Here is a 16,922-nt window from a genome sequence, read left to right on the forward strand (position 1 = left end):
AGAGAAATACGAAATGATTAGTTCGATTAGCAATGGATTTGTCCGTTAGCAATGATAATTCGTCCATAAATAGAGATTATTTTGCCATAATGGTGATTAATTTGTCCGTTTGGAGCAATATATTGACCGTTCGACAAAAATATACAAAAATCGCAAATGCACTATATCCCTGCCCGTAACAAATCATACTATTCTCTAAAAAACTGAGGCAAATGCTCTTTATGTGCTTCTAGCATTTCATCATAGATCATCTTTGCTTTTCGATCAGAAGGGACGAGAGGATTGATCGTCATCGCTAGAAGCCCTTTATGGTAATCTCCTGTGACGGCGGCTTCTGCTGCGACTCGTTCAAAGGATTTGATTTGTTGGACAAGCCCGCGAACAGATACAGGAAGATCTCCAACTGATATCGGGAGAGGCCCTTCTTTGGTGATAATGCAGTTCACTTCAACGGCAGAGTCATCAGGGATACTTGCAATCGCTCCGTTGTTACGAACATTCACGGGCTGAATATCCTTTTTATCATTATAAATAGAATTGATCAGATTGCATGCAGCATCACTATAGTACGCCCCGCCTCGTTTCTCAAGCTGGGGTGGTTTAATCGCGAGCTCTGGGTCTTTATAAAGCTCGAAAAGATCCTGTTCAAGCTTTTTGACCACTTCTGCTCTTGTTCCAACAGTTGTGGCTGCTTTTTTCTCTTCCTCAAGCATTGTTTCTGTTTGGTAATAGTAGCGGTGGTATGGACATGGAAGGACACCGAGGGCTTTTATGAATTCCTTCTCCCATCCTAAATCTACGATATTTTTCATGGTAATCCCTGAAGAAGGGTCACATAGATTCGCAATCACTTTATCCGTCACTTTATCCCCATCGACATACACATTTAGTCCAAATACCATATGATTTAAGCCAGCAAAATCAATATGGACACGATCAGGTGTCGTATCGAGAAGTTTTGCCACACCCATTCGCATTCCAATCGGAACATTACACAGTCCAACGACCTTTTGGATATTGCTGTATCGAAGGACAGCTTCTGTTACCATTCCGGCAGGGTTTGTAAAATTAATGAGCCAGGCGTTTGGACAGAGTTCTTCCATGTCTTTTGCAATATCTAATATAACTGGAATCGTCCGCAGTCCTTTAAAAAGTCCACCGGGTCCATTTGTTTCCTGTCCGATGACATTATGCTTGAGAGGAATCCTCTCATCAATAGCACGTGCGTCTAATAACCCAACACGCATTTGAGTGGTGACAAAATCCGCTCCAATTAGAGCCTCACGTCGATTAAGGGTAAGATGAATCGTCATTGGAATTCCAGCTTTTTTCACCATTCTTTTCGCTAAGTTTCCGACGATTGCAAGCTTTTCTTTTCCGGCCTCAATATCGACTAACCATAATTCTTTAACAGGAAGCTCATCATATCGTTTAATGATTCCCTCAACCAATTCAGGAGTATAGCTAGAGCCACCCCCGATTGTCACAATTTTAATTCCCATCTGTACTCAAGTCCTCCTTACGTAATGGCTCGATGGTCGAATACAGTTCTACCATCTCACCTGCTAAATCTTTGACCGTAATACTGTTCATTAAGTGATCTTGGGCATGAACAAGAAGTATGCTCAAATCTATAGGGGTACCGCTCGCCTCAGTCTGAAGCAGAGTTGTTTGAATATTATGTGCTTCAGTGAGCTCTTTTCCGGATTCCTCGAGACTTTTGAGTGCTGCTGTAAAATTTCTTTTTTTGGCCAACGTAATAGCTTCCATTGCATAACTTCGGGCATTCCCACTATGGAGGATTAACTGAAAAGATACTTCAAGTGAATCCATTTATACACATCCTATTCATTGTTTAAATGACCGTAATGGACAAGCTCGATTGGAAGGGTAGCAAGTTCTTCTTGGAGGGTGTTATCTGTTAGAATTTCAAGCTCCTTCACCCTGTGGTAATGATATGAACTTCTATGAAAAACTTCCCCATCGATATAGCCAGGATGACACATGATTTCTACCATTTGATCGGTAGTAACAAACGGTTTAATCAACGACAGGAAGAGGTCCTTACTCACATCCTCTCCATAAAATCCATGAATGAATTGATCGGTTGTTAAGAAATCCGCATCATCCTTAGAGCAACGTCTTAGGGGAAGCCCATATTCCTTAGCTAGCTGCAAACTAACAGGGAGAATGTCTTCATGAGCATGCACATGATGATGGCTATCTAGATGTGTTGGATGAATTCCTAAAGAAATCACCCGGTCAATTTGTGATTTCCATTCTTTATAAATTTCTTCTAATTGAAAATTAGCGTTAAAATTTTTTAGAGAATGAAATCCGCCTTCAATATTGACTAGAGAAGGAACATGCGGATGCAGGGGCGATCCGCATGTTAAGACAAGGTGAATTCCTACTCCTAAAGAAGGATGCTTTTTTGATAAAGTTGCTGCTTGTTCAATTCCAGGCATATTCGCCATGGCGGTAGCAGATGTAACGATTCCGTTAAGATGACCTTCGATGATTCCTTCATTTATGGCTGTTGAGTAGCCGAAATCATCTGCATTTACTATAAGCCTCATTTCGTTCTCACCCTTGCTCTTCTTTTAATTTCTGTTTATCCCAAATTCTAAAGAATGGGTAGTAGATTAAGCCTGCGACAATAAAATTGACAATCTGTATGACGACACCGGAAATCTTTCCTCCAGTAGCCAGGTATCCACTAAAGCCGATTGGTGTTGTCCATGGAACAGCGACTCCATTAGGTTTTGCCACCCATCCCCATGACATGGCAAAATAGGTGATAAGCACCAAAACAATGGGTGCAAGGATAAATGGAATAATCAAAAGTGGATTCATCACAATGGGCATCCCGAATGTAACAGGTTCATTGATGTTAAAAATCCCTGGTCCGATAGACAACCTAGAAATATTTTTTAGCTGCTGACTCCGAGCCCAGATAAGCATGATGAAGACTAGGGCGAGTGTAGCCCCTGAGCCACCGACATAGATCCAGAGGTCAAAAAATTGTTGCGTTATAATATTAGGGAGTTGGGCATCTGGGTTAGCTTGATAGATTAACCGGTTTTCGTCCATTAGAGATAACCATATTGGACCCATAACGCCTCCAACAATCGCTGCTCCATGAAGACCTGTAGACCAAAGCATTTGGATAAGCATAACGGCAATAAGGGCACCAATTAAACTACTGCCCAGTGCATTTAAAGGGGTAGCAAGTAAATCGTTAATAATGTTATGAATGCTTTCAAATGATGTGGCTTCTAAACCAATTCGAATGAACCATACGACAAGAAAAACAGCAAAAGCAGGTATAAGGGCGATGAAGGAGCGGGAAACAGCTGGTGGTACGCCGTCTGGCATTTTTATAACGATATTCTTTTGAATAATAAAGCGGTAGATTTCTGTAGAAAGAATAGCGAGGATCATTGCTACAAATAAACCTTTACTTCCCATTAAAGCAACAGGGATGGCACCTCCAACTTCAAGTGCTTCACTTGCACCCTCTGGAGTGAAAGAAACCTTATACGGTGTAGCGAGCATGAAGGCTGCTACCGATATCGCTCCAGCACCAAGTGCGTCAACACTGTATTTTTCAGCTAACCGATAAGCCACACCGAAGCTGACAATAATCGCCATAATATCAAAGCTAGCCCCAACAGGATAAAGGAGCTTTGTGAGCCATTCTGCACCAAATGTACTTGCCATAAAGTCGGCGTACCCTGAAATCGGAAGGAAACCAATAATTAAGAATAAAGAGCCAACGATAATAAGAGGTAGTGTTAAAATGATTCCGTCCCTAATGGCTTGCAGGTGGCGTTGCTCTGCCACCCTGCCAGCAAACGGCATGATGAACTTTTCTAAAAACTCGATGAACCTTTTCATGTCAAAACACCCCTAACTCATTTTTGAAATTGCAAAGCTCAGCACTTTTTCACCATTACACATGCCATAATCCTGCGGGGCGATTAAATCGATGGGAATTCCTTTTTCTTCCGCTAATTTTTTTAGCTGTGGGAGCTTATAACGGATTTGCGGTCCAACAAGAATAACATCAGCTTCATCTATGTGTGATCTAATTCCGTCCGCAGAAATAGCCCAAATCTTTGCCTCAATCCCTTTTTTCTTCGCAGCTTGTTCCATTTTTGTCACCAATAAGCTTGTCGACATGCCAGCTGCACAGCATAATAGAATATTCATCCCATTCCTCCTTTAAGGTTTAGTTGTTAAAGCGCTTACAAAAACAAAAAGCTTGTTTGAGAAAAATATATTGTCAAATGAACATTTTTATGATAATGATATCGTAAAAAAGAAACTGATATTTTTTAAAACTTAGGCAAGAATGGGTAAGTATAATAGAATAAACAGGTTATTTTCACAAAAGGAGATTCCTATGAAATCGAATAAAGATGAAATTAGAAACAAAGTATGGGATGCCTTATCAGAACAGAAGCTTGGAAGGTTCCCGTTCCCTATCAAAGGAAGAATTCCCAATTTTAAAGGAGCTGAGAATGCGGTATCCTTCGTGAAAGAGCTTGAAATTTATAAAAAGGCTAGCGTGGTTAAAGTGAACCCTGACTCGCCGCAGCTACCGCTTCGATCCGAGGTTCTGAAAGATGGGAAAATATTATTGATTCCAACACCTAGGCTAAAAGCGGGATTTGTGATGATTAAACCAGAGTGGGTTCCGAAGGGGGAAGAGAGGAAAGCGGCTAGTCTAAAACATATGAATGCCTATGGAAAGGAAATGCCATTAACAGAAATTCCACAAATCGACTTAATTGTTGTCGGATCTGTTGCTATTCACCCAGATGGGAGAAGACTTGGAAAAGGGGAAGGCTATGCCGATCGTGAATATGCGATTATTAGAGAATTGGGAAATCCGGAGGTGCCTGTCATCACCACCATCAACTCTATTCAGCTTGTAGAGGAAGATCTACCTAAGGATGAATATGATCTTACCGTTGACTGGATTGTGACAGAGAAAGGAGTAACAGAAGTACAAAGCAATTATGAAAAGCCTAAAGGAATCATTTGGAGTGAAGTGACCGAAGAGGAGCTTGAGGCAATGCCAGTATTGGCGGAAATTAGGAGGATGATGGAAGGGCAGAAGTAAGTTTCAGCCAACTTTTGCAACATAATTTGTGAAACCTAGAAATTTTCCATAGGATTTTTATGATTCACAACTGAAGGTGTCCGATTTTAATATTTTTATGGAAAGACTTAATTAAGTAGATCAGTTTATTCTCAACTTTTGGGTGGTTATCGATTTCTCGACAAAATAATTTCAAGTTTCGCCCCCCTTTTTTTCAGAGGTCAACCCATTCTTTAAAAAAAGGTTGACCCTTTAAAGGATCAACCCCAATTCTTATTTATATCCATCAACAACTAAATCTAGTTTTCCTGTGGAAGGTTCAATAACCAATCCATGAACAGGAACGGAACGAACAAGCAAAGGATGATTCTTGATCATATCAACACTATGGGAAACACTCTCTTCAACACTAGAGAAGCCTTGAAGCCACTCGTCAAGATTAATTCCTGCATAGCTTACCGTATCAATTGTTTCCTGTGTGATTCCGCGTTCTTTCATACTAGAAAACACTTTCTCACTATTAATGCCCGCCATTCCGCAATCATGGTGTCCAATGACTAGAATCTCATCAGCTTGTAACTCATACACAGCAACAAGTAGACTTCTCATAATACTTCCGAATGGATGGGCAACAACTGCACCCGCGTTCCGAACAATCTTAACATCACCATTTTTCATATTGATGGCTTTTGTAAGAAGTTCAACCAATCTTGTATCCATGCATGTTAGAATCACCAAACGTTTGTCTGGAAACTTGGTTGTAATGAAAGGCTCATATTTTTTCTCTGCAACAAATTCCTCATTATAGGATAATATTTCTTGTAGTAATGTCATTGGTAAACCTCCAAACAGTTTTCTGACTCAGCTTTATTTTATCGTTTTTTTAGAGAATCTACCAGGAACTCTTTGTTTTTGCTAAAATCGTTATACAAGAATTATTTGGTTCATTGACAATCAGCCGGATTCTGATACGATAGCATAGTAGAAAAATTAAAGCCCGTACAGACGGGAGAGGTTCATAGCTGACACCCTCTATAAAAAACTATGGATTTTCCATTGGTTTATAGAATGAACTCCTCCTGAATGTGTTAATTAAAAGGAGGATTTTTTAATGTCTGGAAGAAAAGATGAAGATTTACAAGGTGTTTCATTACTAGGAAATCAAGGAACGAAATACCTTTTTGACTATTCACCAGAAGTATTAGAAGCATTTGATAATAAGCATCCTAACAGAGATTATTTTGTAAAATTCAATTGTCCTGAGTTTACTAGTCTGTGTCCAAAAACAAATCAACCCGATTTTGCAACGATTTACATTAGCTATATTCCTGAGCAAAAAATGGTAGAGAGTAAATCTCTTAAGCTCTATTTATTTAGTTTCCGCAATCATGGAGATTTTCATGAGGACTGCATGAATATCATTATGAACGATCTCATTGAATTAATGGATCCTAGATATATTGAGGTTTGGGGAAAATTCACCCCACGCGGCGGAATTTCCATTGACCCTTTTTGTAATTATGGGAAGCCGGGAACCAAGTATGAAGAAATGGCGCATCATCGCCTGATGAATCATGATTTATATCCAGAAAAAGTGGATAATCGATAAGAAATGACTGGTCACAAAAAATAGGATAAATTGTGACCAGAAAAACTGCTGTATTTCATAAGATGTGACCAAAAATGTGACCAAACAAATTGAAAAATTATATGATGTGACCACTGCATTATACGTATAAAGAGGTATCTCGATATAGAGATACCTCTTTTCTAATTCAATCCTTGTTCAATACCTTAAAAAAGTGTGTTTGAGAGGGAGGGGGCTAGTTTACAGGAATTGCATAGCTGTATTCATGCAGATATGGTTTAATACACCCTCTCAGACAGTCCAATTCCAATTTAGTTCTCCTTTACCTCAAATAGCTCTTGTGAAGTTTTTAGAAGGTTCTAGATTGAAATTACTAAAACATAATGTGCATGACAACTGCAATTTATTGGAGGTTAGTTCTCTTAATGTTAAAGATGATGGTATAATGAAGCTTGATTACAGAATTTTCAATTTTAGGAAACATTTCTTTTTGCTTCAAAGCAAATGCTCCATTTTACTTTTGTGAATTTATAGGAGGTTGCCCTTGTGAGTTTAAGATATATAAACAAGAAAAGAAAAACTGCACTCACTAACATCAATGATCTGGTTAATAACCCTAATAATTGTTTACTGATACATTATTCATGTGAAAGTTTTTATAACATAACAAATGGTAGAACTCCAAGGATAACTTCAATTGCTGTAAGATACTTCAGTACAGCTCAAGGTAAGTCTTTTACTATCCATAGAACAGCTGAAATTAAGAATATTCCATTTAACAAGATACAAGAGCATTATGATGAAATCGAAAGGGAAATGTTAAAAGATTTTTTTCAATTCGTGGGTAATCATAAGAGTTACAATTGGGTGCATTGGAATATGAGGGATTTTAACTATGGGTTTGAAGCCATTGAAAATAGATACAGAGTTTTAGGTGGTAGACCTAAAGTCATTGATGACCAAAACAAATTTGACCTAGCAAGGATTTTAATAGATATCTATGGCACAAGATATGCTGGTCATCCAAGGCTAGAGAATTTAATTGATAAAAATGGTATTTCCAAGAGAGACTTTCTGCAAGGTAAGGATGAAGCTGAAGCATTTGATAATAAAGATTATGTAAAATTACATTTATCTACGTTGAAAAAGGTTGATGTTATCCATTCTATCTTAATAAAACTTGGAGAAGGTAAACTTAAAACAAACTCTAAATGGTATGAACCTTTTGGCTTATCCGCACAAGGTGTTTATGAAGGTATCAAAGACCATTGGATATATGCTTTAATTAACCTTATAGTTGGGGCATTACTGGGGGTAATTGCCACGAAGTTGTTCTTTTAATTATCATTGGAGTTGAAATTATAAATACTAGATTCTAGTACACTCCAAATCAGACAGTTAGTCTAAGAAGTTACGAACGATCCCTAAAATTTCTATATAAAATCGATATTTTATTGAGATATTGACAATCAGTCACATTTTAGTATACTAGAGGAAATTAATACTTTAATCATTGAGCTGAAATTAGAGCTAATGGTCATTTACACAAATTGATAGGCATTCGTCTGTCCAATTTGATGTTTATAGACTGTTAGCTCTTTTTGTGTCTATAGACATCTACCTAATTAATTCATAAGGGGATGTTTACTATGGTAATTAGAAAAGCAAAGAAATTAATTGAGTTGGAAAACTATATTTCAGTGGAACAGCGAGAGAACCTTCACGAACAGGCTTTCTTGGATACCTATAATATACTAGTTGACTTTGTAAATGAGAGTGAAAACAAATACGAACAAATAAGGACATCGAAAGAACAACAATCTCCATCGATTGCAAAAGTGTGTAACTCTATTATGGGAGCTGGGAAATCAACTGCACTTCAAGTTCTAGCAAAGAAAGCTATTGAAGAAGAAAATATTCCATTACTTTGTGTATTTAATAACAAAGACACTATGAGAGAGTTTGAGAAATCAGTAGAATCTCATTTTGAAAATATTAAAGGCGAATTGTTGACAATTGATACTGACACATATTCAAATGATATTTCTCAGAATATTAAACACTACCAAGTTGTAGCAATTACTCAGCAACGTCTAAGAGACTTGAAGTTGGGATTTGGGGATTTCTCTAACTATAGATACTTTGCTCCAAAGACTGATATTATGCGTCTGCAAAGGACTATAATAATTGATGAAATGCCTATCTTTCTTAATGGGGAAATATTTGATGTTGGTAGCCAAAACAACTGTTTAGATTGGTTCGATGATATGGTTAGCAACTCTTCCCTATCATTAAGTAAGTTTGAAGTTGAGAGGGCAAGGGTAACTATCCCATTTATTGTTGCCAGTGAAATGGCAGAGTCTTTAAAAGATGAAAGCAAAAAGAGTGATTCAATTCCAACTAAAAAATTAATAAATCACATCGATCAACTTGAAGAAAAGAAAAAGAGTCTTGAAGGTGTAATAGAATCATTGAATGATGTGATGACAGATTACAAATATAGAAGGAGATATGAATGGTTTAAGAGGTTGCTTAAAGAAGATGCTATGGGTGTTGTTTGGCGTGAAGGGAAAATGACACAGATTTTATGTGGGGAACTAATTGATTACAGAAGTTTTGGAAACATGCTAATACTTGATGGGACTGCGGATATTAGTAAAAGTATTTATTTGGATTGCGGTTTTGATATAATTCCTGTTAGGAATTACCATAACTATAAGGGACGTTTGTACCTACACCAACGCAAAATAAACACTTCTAAGAAAAATAGAAGTAAGGACGATATTATTAATACAATAACAAAAGACTTGAAGGAAATAAGGAAAGAATTAAATTCTGAGGGTAAAGATATTCTTCCATTACCAGCAAAAGGTGAAATTTCTAAGTATGTAACAAAAGGCGCAATTACGAAAGAGCAAGAAACTGAATTTTTCAATGAGAGAAAATGCGAAGATGATTTAATGGCTCTGAATTTACTTAATACAACAGGTAAGAATGGGATTGCATATTTCAACTCAGTAGCACTTTTAAATTTACCTATTCGTCATCCAAATTTTTATCGACTTTTTGCTATTGCCATGTATGGTACAGACATTGACCTATCATTTAGGGAAAAGGGCGACAATTCCTCTGTATCTTGGTTTAAGGATGATGATGTTCAACAAATATATAAAGAGCTTGTACTATCTGACTTTAGTCAAATTATTCATAGATCAAATATTCGTCAAATAAAAGGAAGGGGTAAGGTAGATATTTATTTATATGCTAACTACAAAGGGTGGGTACTTGAGCTATTAGACTTATACAAGTTAACAACTGAAAACTTTGACTGTATTAATTTATATAAGGATAAAAAATTCAATAAGAATTGTTTGGATAGATTTAGTAAAGCGGTACAGTTTATGAAGGCTCAAGGAATCTCAGTAGCTAGTGGTGGGAATATTTCAAAAGACTTTAAAGATTGGTTCAATAGAAATTGGAGTAACGATGAGAAGAAAAAAATAATGGAGGAAGTAGCAGGTCATTATAACTTAATTATTGATGTAAACCCAGTTAATGGATATAAAAAGCTAATATTAAATTAAAGGTGATGCATTTAAAATATATATTAGAGAAAAAATCCGTCACTTATGCTTAAACTAAGTAAGTGTAATATATTTTAATTTACCTGTTTATGATTCGCGCTGAGCGTAGCGAAGTGCAAACATATTTATCTTAAAAAAGGGAGGAAAAAAATTAGCCATTTTAAAAGTTCAACCTTCGCTTTGCTTCGGTTGACTTTTTAAAATATTAATTTTGTTTCCTCCCATCTTAATAATTGTTGTGAAGTGTTCCAGCTTTGCAAAACGTAAGCGAAGTGAGATTTGCAAAGGAAGTCATAGCTTAGGTGAGTGAAGCCAAAGGCGGAACGAATCCTAAGGTTTGACTCAACAGCACCCGAAGGGTGCAAACCTAGAACTAAAATATATATCTTTGCTTGGTTGACTTTCTTAAACCATATCTTTTAGCCCCTTATCTTAATAAAGGCTTCAATGTCTAACGGGTTCTGTTTTGAAGTACAAACTTGTAAACATCAAATAAAATGGTAGAGTATTTCGTAGCAAAAAATTATTATAATTCGCAGAAAAACGGTCAGTGGCTGATGCCTCTGACCGTTCTATTTTATATGGTGTTTTATTCAATTAAAGCCCCCGATAGTTGAAAACTCAGTATTGAGATAAATATGCTTATCCCAAGAGAATTGAGCCAAAATATAAGGAACTCATACCGAGAAAGACAAAAGAAAACGTAGTTATTGGTTTTGGTAATTTCCCTTTGAAATTAATTAACAATAAGCCGATCAATATATGAACAGCTATAAATAGAAAAATACTCATCTTATTCTATCCCCCCTGTCAGTTACCTAGAAGGCTGAACTCAAGTTAAATCGTATAACACGTTTGGGAACCATAAAATAAATTTGGGTTGCTCACTATCAAAGGAACTGCAGCTGTTTACACAATGATGGGGAAATAAAATTGCTTTAAATAGTCATATTTTTGTCTTTTGTGTATTCAATTATTGAATTACGTGTAGAGAGCTGTTTAGATTTTTCCCACGTTAAGAGTATTACCACATCCTCATCAATTTCTAATTCCCTTAGTAGATAAAACTCCATAGTTAATTTCAATAACGAAATTAATTGATACAATTCTTCTCCTTTTATCGACTTCTTCAATAAGCGTTCATCAAAGTGAGTGTTGTAGTTTCGAGTATTTTTTATGTCCCTGATCAATTGAATTTTTTCTTTATCTTGAAAGTTGAATACGCTGTAATACTTACCAATATGATGAGGAGATGCTCCATTACTATCTGGGGTTAATAAATCTTCTAGACGTTCGTGTAAGCTAGGTTCATTAGAAAAAGCTAGCTTATCCCTAACCCACTTTTGATGTTCCTCAGGTACATTAGCCATTATACTTTCCATTTTCTTATCATGCTCTTCTTTTGGCAATATTTTATTATTTCTAGTTAACCTATGATAAGCTTCAAGCGCCTGAACTAAGTTAAGAAAATGACGCTCATGTGATGTTCTATGATAATTTACTGATAAATAAAGATCTATCACTGGTTTCAGCCTTTCGCTTTTCTCAAACCAGTTCTTCATGCAAACATTAAAATCATTTTTCAATTGATCTAGGCTTATGTATTGATCGTAAAATTCTAACTCTTCAATATCACCATCATTTTCAAACTCAATCGCTCTCCCATATATTTGGATTCTTGGTTCAAATTCTTGTGGCACAGAATAATAAGGCTTGGCAGAAATGTATTTAATATAAGTTCTTGTATTTGTGCACAGTGATATAAAATCTCTCACTTTATATATAAGCCTATGTGCATCTATTAGAGGAGTAGGATTGTTGAACTTAAAAATTATCTGAGTATTAGTTTCAATTTTCAACGAATTTGTGAATCTGTGGTTATAATCAGGCATAGTAAAATAACTAATATCTAATTCGAACTCATCATTCTTATGGGTTAGATCATCCACCCTGTTAGTAGTTATTACATATTCTGATGAGTCATCTAAATTGATATCGACTGTTTTTTGGTATGCCCACTTATTTAAATTCGTTACACTAAAATAAATTTCTTCGAATTTAATCTCTTGTTCTTCAGTGAAAATCTTACCTTCTAAGGCATAGTCACAACTTACGTGGTATGTATATTTAGATTGATAATCATGAACTATAGATGTTGATTTCCCACCTCGAATGCTACATTTATATAAAGTATAGGCTTTACCTTGATGTGTTTTCCCGTATACAACATCAGCATAGTACGGAAGTGAAATAAATTCATCACTATATAGCTCTAAATCAAAATTATTATTAACATGGAGGATTCCATTTAGATTCAAGTCTCTTCCGCCAATATGCCATTTTCCGAATTGTAAATCTATCTTATTAGTCAAAAATCTCTACCTCCCCTATTTGATTTCAATTAATACCAATTTTAATATGATCTTGAAACTGAGTCTGCAACTATCCTGACCCATTAACTCAATACCAATTATTTCAAATTGGAGCTGCATACTCAAGAAAAATATTCATAATAAAAGAGCTTACCTTGTTCTGGATAAGCCCCGATTGTTAAGTGCATTTGTTCAAAATGTTAGTTCAATTTCTATTTAAGACCTCACCGCCTTTAGTTAAAATGAAGTCTGTAAAAATATTATCCCATTACATCTTTAAGACGTTTATTTTGTTTCTTTAAGAGTAACCAAACTATAAAAAGAACACTAAAAATAGTAAACATTAATATAGGTGCCTGAAAAATACTCCAAGTGCTTGGTCCGTAATAGGTTAATTGGTGATGTCTCTCAATAGTCTCTTCATACGAACTTTTATATTCATATTGAATCACCCATTGTTTATTCGCCATCATTACGGTTCCTAAATCATAACCACTAGGAATAATTGTTTCATTCTTTCCCAAAATACCCTCGTTTCCAATGACGATCGCGGCTTTATTGTACTCAATAGGATAGATCGTTGTAGGTTTCTGTTTTACAGAAGTATTTTCCTGTAACCAATCTTTTATATTTGCTGCTGGAAAAACAGCTAACAAATTCAGCTTTTCATTATACTTTTTAAAAATAGTAAGAAGTTGTTTTTCTTCTTTTTCAGTCACTTCTGTTGAGTCTCCAAGAATATGAAATACATCATCCATAATGGCTTCTTTTTCTTGTTCTACTACTTCTAACTTAGTTACTTCTTCTTTATATTCACTAAACTTTTTATTTGAATGAATTAGAAAAATGAATCCAAACAGCAAGGAGAAAAGTGTAGCTATAAGTAAATAATTCGTCAGTTTCTTTTGACCGTTGAAGAATCTGGATACTTTTAGAAATGGTCTCTTTACTTCCACTTTATACACTTCATCTATCTCATCAGAAAAATCAACATTATTTTTCATACTTTCTAATACTTCTCTACATTTTTCACACGAATTTATATGTTCCTCAATAAAATGAATACTATCTTGGCTGCACAAATTATCGATATAAGATGGGAGTAAATCTCTTACTATATTGCATTTATTGTCCATTGTTATCCTGACCCCTTTCCCTTAATTTCATTTTAGCCCTATAAAAAGTAACTCTCGCCCAGTTTTCATTTCTCAGTTGAATTTCTCCTATCTCTTTGAAACTTAGACCACCTAAGATTCTCAAAAGTAACACCTCTTTATATGGTTCTTCAAGTAAGTGTATAATTCGGTATAGGGCAATTTTGTCTTCCGAATAAATAAATTCAGCTTCAGGAGAAGTATGGGATGAGTCATCTTGAAACATATGTCTTTGTTGTTTCTTATTACGTTCAAGATGCTTATAATAAGAGTGCTTCGCTATTTGACAAAGCCAAACTGACATTTTACATTCATCGTTATATCTATCAATGGATTTTACAGCTTGATAGAAGGTTTCTTGTGTTAGTTCTTCTGATAAATCTGCGTTGTGACAAAGACACATTAGATATTTGAATACTTCTTCAGCATAATTGCTATATATTTCATCTAGTTCTCCCAAGCCTTATCCTCCTTTCGTCTATATATCCGATTCAATTCAATTTCGTTACAAAAAAATACTATTTTTTTATTGGCAATAGAAAACCGCCGAACTAAATGCGGCTAAAAGTATTTAAATTCAACATAATTATATTAATAACCTGCTAATGAACTATCCTGCCGTTTAAGTTCATCCTTTCACAATCCTCACTAATTTTAGCATAAATATCCAATAATTTTTAGGAGCCTTATTAGTTTTTGTTGGATAAAATACCGTTTAATCAAGAAAAAAGGAGTGCCGAAATCAATGCGATTTGGCACTCATTTTGATGTGTTATTTAAAGTTTTGTACTCGAAAACAGAACCCGTTGTCCACTTTTTTTTACATAGCTGTATCTGTATTAGAAATTTTATCAAAGGAGACTTCAAAAAAAATTTTTTTCTATTTATTTAAGTATTGGTTTAGATGAAAAGTGAACGGGATGTGTTCTTGATTGTATATAAGTCAATAGTGGTGGGATTGAGACTATATTAACAATACTATTTATTCAAGTATTAGTTATCTGAATATTCAAATAAATTAGTTTACGTTAATTGATTTTTCGATTATCATGTATTGGACAGAATGTTCCACATTATCAATCTAGTTTAAGCTTGGAGGGCTTTAATGATAAAGAAAGGCTATTACAAACGTTGTACAGAGAGAAATTGTAGAAGACGTGGATTGTTACTCCATGTGAAAACTAACTTTTTCTCATCCAAAACTGGAAGATTTAATTCAAGGGCAACTTGTAAAGAATGTTTTATGTTGCGACATGGAAAAAAGATGGAGATGCAAAGAAAGAGGAGGGGGTATCTAAATAAAGTATTACCAAATACTCTTACTGATAATGAAGAAGTGTTAATAAGGCAACAATTCCAAGGAAAATGTGCTCTTTCATGGGTTGTTGATGATGTTGTATTAGATCACTTTGTTCCTTTGAGTTGGGAAGAATCGGTTATTGATTTCGGTTTAGGGGGAACAACATATGCTAACATGCTCCCATTAAACAATACTATAAACAAGTCTAAATCAGCCGAGAACCCTTTTGAATGGATAAAGAAAGCAAGAACCAAATTTAATATTGATCTAGAAGCATGGAATGCAGTTGTAAAGTACCTAGCTGATAAACATCAAATGAGTGTGGTTGATTTTGAGAGTAAAGTAAATGAGTGCTACTTTTACATATCTGCAAGAAGATCAGTTGAATGGCTCAACGAGGTATTGAGAGACAAGAAGAGGAAGCCATATGGGTGTATAAAAGGCTTATTGAGTAAAGGTATTAATATCGAAATAGCGGTAGATGAGTTTGGTAGTACAAAAGCAAAAGAGTACATTAAATCTTTAGAAGGTAAGAACGAGATAAAGAGAATGAAAGAAAATCTAAGGACTCAAATTTAAGCCCACTATTGTGTATAGCACATATCAATAAAAACAAAAAATCGTTTGCGTTAGGTGATGAAATGTTTACAGCTTATACGGATGCTTCAATTCAAGGGGACAGAACTTTCTTAGGATTTACAATTGAGTTCGAAGATAGTAGTACAGTTAGAAGAAGAATTGTTATGGATAGAAGGAAACCTCACACTGCTGAAGCCTTAGCAATATATGAACTAAGTTCCTTCCTTCTACATTATAAACTTTGTGATGGCGTGATTTTTATAGACTGTAAAGAAGCTAAGAACTGGATTAAGAGAAGAAAAGGAAAAGGTATTCCTAAAAGTTTGTACCGTTCACTCCGAGCAATAAATGTAGGTTTTCAAATTATCCCTAGAATTTATAATATCGCACATATAATCTGCAATAAAGGTTCTTATATCCCCTCAAATTCTGTATCGTCAATAAATAGAAACTATTATAAAAGGATTGAGAATTACCCCAATTACCGTGTTAGCCTATCTGTTTACTTAAATTATAGGGGGGGTACCAATAAAAGGAAAACTATTCATAAGTATCAAAAAAGTTTAAACGAAAAAATATGGTTAGGAGAACTTGTTAGAGAAAAAGGAGATGCAAGGGTATTTGCATATTATGATCTGAGAATCATGGTCAATAGAGAAGGAATAGTAAAGGTATGGGCAGTTAATTATGTTAATTTAAATAACCATCAAATAGTAATGGAGCAAAAGAATAGACTGGAACAGTTATTGAAAGGAGTAGAAAAATGAATTGGAAGCATGTGTTAGAGGAAATCAAATACAATCTTAAACCATCTACTTTTGAAATATGGTTTTCTGAAAGTAGAGGGGAAATTAAGAATGAAACACTTCATGTATATGTTGAACTAGAAAGCCAAAAATATTGGATTGAGGCAAGATATATAAACATAATATTAAAAGCTATGGTCACAGTAACAGGGAAAGCTTATCCAATTGAAATAGTTTCAGACGAACTTTACGAGGAAAGGCAACGAAGAAATTTTGAAGAAAAACGTAGTAAAATGGTATCCAATCGAATCCGCTATCTAGAAAAAGAGATGTTGATAGAGCTTAAGCAGGTGACTATGAATACAGTAAATTCAATCCAAGATGACGAAGACTTTAAGAGAAAACATGTAATAGATCAATTACTTCTTGTAGTAGGAAAAATAGAGCAGTATGAGAGTCTACTATAGAGTAGGCAGGATTACTGATTGA

The 16,922-nt window shown here is 35.2% G+C and carries 16 protein-coding genes and 1 riboswitch; of the genes, 7 read left to right on the forward strand and 9 right to left on the reverse strand.

Translation table 11 applies throughout. The features are described from left to right. Positions 1–188: 188 nt before the first annotated feature. The 5 genes from JOC86_RS21840 to JOC86_RS21860 are packed head-to-tail and all read right to left on the reverse strand — an operon-like array spanning position 189 to position 4,215. On the reverse strand, positions 189–1,502 hold the full coding sequence (locus JOC86_RS21840) for a 6-phospho-beta-glucosidase (RefSeq protein ID WP_205175113.1): 1,314 nt from the start codon (positions 1,500–1,502) through the stop codon (positions 189–191). Continuing rightward, positions 1,492–1,833: a PTS sugar transporter subunit IIA gene (locus JOC86_RS21845; RefSeq protein WP_205175115.1), complete on the reverse strand. Its 342-nt coding sequence runs from the start codon at positions 1,831–1,833 to the stop codon at positions 1,492–1,494. Before JOC86_RS21845 ends, JOC86_RS21840 begins: the two co-directional genes overlap by 11 nt. A gap of 11 nt (positions 1,834–1,844) precedes the next feature. Further along, positions 1,845–2,579 carry a chitin disaccharide deacetylase gene (gene chbG / locus JOC86_RS21850; protein ID WP_205175117.1) on the reverse strand — a complete coding sequence of 245 codons (735 nt, stop codon included), beginning with the start codon at positions 2,577–2,579 and terminating at the stop codon, positions 1,845–1,847. 7 nt (positions 2,580–2,586) lie between these two features. Continuing rightward, entirely contained in the window at positions 2,587–3,900 is a 1,314-nt protein-coding gene (gene celB / locus JOC86_RS21855) for a PTS cellobiose transporter subunit IIC (protein ID WP_205175118.1), read from the reverse strand. A gap of 12 nt (positions 3,901–3,912) precedes the next feature. Beyond that, positions 3,913–4,215 carry a PTS sugar transporter subunit IIB gene (locus JOC86_RS21860; protein WP_205175120.1) on the reverse strand — a complete coding sequence of 101 codons (303 nt, stop codon included), beginning with the start codon at positions 4,213–4,215 and terminating at the stop codon, positions 3,913–3,915. Positions 4,216–4,408: 193 nt separating this feature from the next. On the opposite strand from JOC86_RS21860, the gene JOC86_RS21865 reads away from it, so the two are divergent. Next, positions 4,409–5,131 (forward strand): 5-formyltetrahydrofolate cyclo-ligase, encoded by a 723-nt coding sequence (locus JOC86_RS21865; protein ID WP_205175122.1) that lies wholly within the window; start codon positions 4,409–4,411, stop codon positions 5,129–5,131. Positions 5,132–5,383: 252 nt separating this feature from the next. On the opposite strand, the gene JOC86_RS21870 is transcribed toward JOC86_RS21865, so the two are convergent. Next, on the reverse strand, positions 5,384–5,944 hold the full coding sequence (locus tag JOC86_RS21870) for a beta-class carbonic anhydrase (RefSeq protein ID WP_205175130.1): 561 nt from the start codon (positions 5,942–5,944) through the stop codon (positions 5,384–5,386). Positions 5,945–6,115: 171 nt separating this feature from the next. After that, positions 6,116–6,162: riboswitch (PreQ1 riboswitch) on the forward strand. A gap of 59 nt (positions 6,163–6,221) precedes the next feature. On the opposite strand from JOC86_RS21870, the gene queF reads away from it, so the two are divergent. The 3 genes from queF to JOC86_RS21885 all read left to right on the forward strand — a co-directional run bounded on the left by queF (position 6,222) and on the right by JOC86_RS21885 (position 10,282). Continuing rightward, positions 6,222–6,719 carry a preQ(1) synthase gene (gene queF / locus JOC86_RS21875; RefSeq protein WP_205175132.1) on the forward strand — a complete coding sequence of 166 codons (498 nt, stop codon included), beginning with the start codon at positions 6,222–6,224 and terminating at the stop codon, positions 6,717–6,719. Positions 6,720–7,244: 525 nt separating this feature from the next. Further along, positions 7,245–8,039 (forward strand): hypothetical protein, encoded by a 795-nt coding sequence (locus JOC86_RS21880; protein WP_205175134.1) that lies wholly within the window; start codon positions 7,245–7,247, stop codon positions 8,037–8,039. A gap of 308 nt (positions 8,040–8,347) precedes the next feature. Beyond that, complete coding sequence (locus tag JOC86_RS21885; RefSeq protein WP_205175136.1) at positions 8,348–10,282, forward strand: DEAD/DEAH box helicase family protein; 1,935 nt, start codon at positions 8,348–8,350, stop codon at positions 10,280–10,282. Between the two features lie 938 nt (positions 10,283–11,220). Here the strand turns inward: JOC86_RS21885 and JOC86_RS21890 are convergent. From JOC86_RS21890 to JOC86_RS21900, 3 genes are all read right to left on the reverse strand, one after another. Further along, positions 11,221–12,654, reverse strand: coding sequence for a HEPN domain-containing protein (locus JOC86_RS21890; RefSeq protein WP_205175138.1), 1,434 nt, complete (start codon positions 12,652–12,654; stop codon positions 11,221–11,223). Between the two features lie 260 nt (positions 12,655–12,914). Beyond that, the gene (locus JOC86_RS21895; protein ID WP_205175146.1) at positions 12,915–13,790 is read right to left on the reverse strand and encodes a zf-HC2 domain-containing protein; all 876 of its coding nucleotides are present in this window, start codon (positions 13,788–13,790) and stop codon (positions 12,915–12,917) included. After that, positions 13,780–14,268: an RNA polymerase sigma factor gene (locus JOC86_RS21900; RefSeq protein WP_205175148.1), complete on the reverse strand. Its 489-nt coding sequence runs from the start codon at positions 14,266–14,268 to the stop codon at positions 13,780–13,782. Before JOC86_RS21900 ends, JOC86_RS21895 begins: the two co-directional genes overlap by 11 nt. Positions 14,269–14,913: 645 nt before the next feature. On the opposite strand from JOC86_RS21900, the gene JOC86_RS21905 reads away from it, so the two are divergent. The 3 genes from JOC86_RS21905 (at position 14,914) to JOC86_RS21915 (ending at position 16,900) form a co-directional block, all read left to right on the forward strand. After that, on the forward strand, positions 14,914–15,687 hold the full coding sequence (locus JOC86_RS21905) for a hypothetical protein (RefSeq protein WP_205175149.1): 774 nt from the start codon (positions 14,914–14,916) through the stop codon (positions 15,685–15,687). Between the two features lie 62 nt (positions 15,688–15,749). Further along, positions 15,750–16,454: a ribonuclease H family protein gene (locus JOC86_RS21910; protein ID WP_205175151.1), complete on the forward strand. Its 705-nt coding sequence runs from the start codon at positions 15,750–15,752 to the stop codon at positions 16,452–16,454. Then, a complete protein-coding gene (locus JOC86_RS21915; RefSeq protein ID WP_205175153.1) occupies positions 16,451–16,900 on the forward strand; it encodes a DnaA N-terminal domain-containing protein in 450 nt (149 codons plus the stop codon). The genes JOC86_RS21910 and JOC86_RS21915 overlap by 4 nt, the downstream gene beginning before the upstream one ends. Positions 16,901–16,922: the final 22 nt, after the last annotated feature.

The sequence above is a fragment of the Rossellomorea pakistanensis genome (assembly GCF_016908495.1).
GTDB classification, from domain to species: Bacteria; Bacillota; Bacilli; order Bacillales; family Bacillaceae_B; genus Rossellomorea; species Rossellomorea pakistanensis.

Excerpts from the sequence above, each read along its gene's own strand:
- JOC86_RS21840 (WP_205175113.1), bottom strand. The coding sequence starts at position 1,502 with ATGGGAATTAAAATTGTGACAATCGGGGGTGGCTCTAGCTATACTCCT.
- JOC86_RS21845 (WP_205175115.1), bottom strand. The coding sequence starts at position 1,833 with ATGGATTCACTTGAAGTATCTTTTCAGTTAATCCTCCATAGTGGGAAT.
- chbG (WP_205175117.1), bottom strand. The coding sequence starts at position 2,579 with ATGAGGCTTATAGTAAATGCAGATGATTTCGGCTACTCAACAGCCATA.
- celB (WP_205175118.1), bottom strand. The coding sequence starts at position 3,900 with ATGAAAAGGTTCATCGAGTTTTTAGAAAAGTTCATCATGCCGTTTGCT.
- JOC86_RS21860 (WP_205175120.1), bottom strand. The coding sequence starts at position 4,215 with ATGAATATTCTATTATGCTGTGCAGCTGGCATGTCGACAAGCTTATTG.
- JOC86_RS21865 (WP_205175122.1), top strand. The coding sequence starts at position 4,409 with ATGAAATCGAATAAAGATGAAATTAGAAACAAAGTATGGGATGCCTTA.
- JOC86_RS21870 (WP_205175130.1), bottom strand. The coding sequence starts at position 5,944 with ATGACATTACTACAAGAAATATTATCCTATAATGAGGAATTTGTTGCA.
- queF (WP_205175132.1), top strand. The coding sequence starts at position 6,222 with ATGTCTGGAAGAAAAGATGAAGATTTACAAGGTGTTTCATTACTAGGA.
- JOC86_RS21885 (WP_205175136.1), top strand. The coding sequence starts at position 8,348 with ATGGTAATTAGAAAAGCAAAGAAATTAATTGAGTTGGAAAACTATATT.
- JOC86_RS21895 (WP_205175146.1), bottom strand. The coding sequence starts at position 13,790 with ATGGACAATAAATGCAATATAGTAAGAGATTTACTCCCATCTTATATC.
- JOC86_RS21905 (WP_205175149.1), top strand. The coding sequence starts at position 14,914 with ATGATAAAGAAAGGCTATTACAAACGTTGTACAGAGAGAAATTGTAGA.
- JOC86_RS21910 (WP_205175151.1), top strand. The coding sequence starts at position 15,750 with ATGTTTACAGCTTATACGGATGCTTCAATTCAAGGGGACAGAACTTTC.
- JOC86_RS21915 (WP_205175153.1), top strand. The coding sequence starts at position 16,451 with ATGAATTGGAAGCATGTGTTAGAGGAAATCAAATACAATCTTAAACCA.